This window comes from Sunxiuqinia dokdonensis, from assembly GCF_001270965.1.
GTDB classification, from domain to species: domain Bacteria; phylum Bacteroidota; class Bacteroidia; order Bacteroidales; family Prolixibacteraceae; genus Sunxiuqinia; species Sunxiuqinia dokdonensis.
In genome coordinates this window covers 1-2,196 of record NZ_LGIA01000085.1, presented here as the reverse complement: position 1 = coordinate 2,196, position 2,196 = coordinate 1, and the positions used below count along the sequence as shown (strand labels likewise).

General features: G+C 50.6%; 2 protein-coding genes. Both read right to left on the bottom strand.

All coding sequences use genetic code 11. The features are described 5' to 3' along the window. Positions 1-115: 115 nt before the first annotated feature. Positions 116-1,006: a carbon-nitrogen hydrolase gene (locus NC99_RS06960; protein ID WP_053181433.1), complete on the bottom strand. Its 891-nt coding sequence runs from the start codon at positions 1,004-1,006 to the stop codon at positions 116-118. A gap of 21 nt (positions 1,007-1,027) precedes the next feature. After that, a complete protein-coding gene (locus tag NC99_RS06955) occupies positions 1,028-2,056 on the bottom strand; it encodes an agmatine deiminase family protein (RefSeq protein ID WP_053181430.1) in 1,029 nt (342 codons plus the stop codon). Positions 2,057-2,196: the final 140 nt, after the last annotated feature.

Genomic DNA, 2,196 nt, shown 5'->3' with positions numbered 1-2,196 from the left:
ACTAGCCAAAATCCTGTTGTTTGAAGTCATTTCCCTGTTGTCATGAATCAAAATGATATCGCAAACAGTCAAAATCCTGTTATCAACAAAAAAAAATTGTCTTATCGGTGAGTCCTTAATCGAGGAATCGTTTGGTGAGCTTGCTGTAGCTTCCAATCCGGCGGTCGCGGAAAAAGGGCCAAATGCGCCGCACATCTTCCGAGCGGCTTAAATCGACCTCAACCAGCAGATTTTCTTCGCTATCGGAACTGGCCTGGCCCAAAAACTCACCCTGCGGGCCGCTGACAAAGCTGTTTCCCCAAAATTGAATGCCTTCGGAAAGTGATGAGGGGTCGGCTTCGTGTCCCACGCGGTTGACGCTAACCACGGGCACACCGTTGGCCACTGCATGCGAGCGCTGGATGGTGATCCAGGCATTGCGCTGGCGGTCTTTTTCGTCCTGATCGTCGCGCGGGTCCCAGCCAATGGCGGTGGGATAAATCAACAGTTCGGAACCAGCCAGAGCCATCAAACGGGCCGCTTCGGGATACCACTGGTCCCAGCAAACCAGCACGCCCAGCTTGCCCACCGACGTTTGAATGGGCTGGTAGCCCAGGTCGCCGGGGGTGAAATAAAACTTTTCGTAGAAGCCCGGATCGTCGGGAATGTGCATCTTTCGGTACTTTCCGGCCATGCTCCCATCTTTGTCAAACACTACAGCCGTGTTGTGATAGAGGCCGCTGGCCCGTTTTTCAAACAAGGAAGTCACCAGCACAACCTGGTGTTTTTTGGCCAACTCACTGTAAAGTTGCGTCGAAGGTCCCGGAATTGGTTCGGCCAAATCAAACAAGTCAACATCTTCAACCTGGCAAAAATAAAGGCTGTTGTGCAGTTCCTGCAGCACCACCAATTGGGCGCCCTGCCTGGCGCAATCGGCAATATTGGCAGCCAGTTTGCTGATGTTCTCCTCAGTATTCCCGGTGTTGCTTTGTTGAACCAGTCCGATTTGTAGCTTATTTGTTGTCATTTTGTTGTCTATTTTGATTTGTTACAAAACCCCCTGCGGAAACTGCATGCTGATGCAGTGAATAGAGCCGTGCTGCTTGATGAGCGCGCGGCTGTTGATGGGGATAATTTCCCGTTCGGGGAACAATTGTTTCATAATTTCGATGGCTTCTGCATCCTGTTGTACTTCATAAACAGGAAGCAGGACTGCCTTGTTCAGAATCAGAAAATTGGCATAGGTGGCCGGCAGGCGATCGCCGTTTTCATCATAAACCGGGTCGGCAAAAGGCAGTGGCACGAGCTTAAAAGGCCGGTCGTACTGATCGGTTAGCTGCTTTAGTTCGGCTTCCATCTTCTGCAAAGCATCAAAATGGATGTCACTTGAATCAGTACAGCGGATGTAGGCAATGGTATCTTCGCTGCAAAAGCGGGCCAGCGTGTCGATGTGGCTGTCGGTGTCGTCGCCTTCCAAAAAGCCGTGGTTGAGCCAAAGCACCTTCTCGGCATGCAATATTTTTTTCAGAAAGAACTCAATCTCTGCCTGCCCCAGGTGTTCGTTCCGGTTTTTCGACAGCAGGCATTCGCTGGTAGTCAGCAGACAGCCCGCGCCGTTGCTTTCAATGGCCCCACCTTCAAGCGTAAAATAGGATAAATCCTGGGTGATGACTCCTTCGGCAAACGATTGCTGGCGCATTAAGTTGGGGGTGATTTGGTTGTCGTGTGCCGCGGCAAACTTCATTCCCCACCCATTGAACCGGAAGTTCAGCAAGCTGGGTTTTCCATCCCGAATCAGGCTGATGGCCCCGTGATCGCGCGCCCAGGTGTCATTCACCGACATTTCGCGAATGATCAGTTGCCTGCTCTCCACTTGCAAAAAATCGGGCAGCTTGGTTTTGTCGCGACAGACCACCAGCAGCTTTTCGCGCTTTAAAATTTCCCGGGCTATTTGCTCGTAAACCGGCAGCACTTCAACTAAAATCGACGCCCAGTCCGTGTATTCGTCAGGCCAGGTCAATTGTACTCCGCTTTGCGGGTGCCATTCGGCAGGTAAATAGCAAGCTTGTTGTTTCATTCGTCGATGACAATTTATGGTGAATTAACGGGCACCTCACCGACCTTACTGTCAGATTCGTGCCTCGATACGCGTTTCATTTCCGGCTTCAAAAATAGAATAAAAATGGATAGATCGGAATTTTTTCGTGTTTTTTTTTT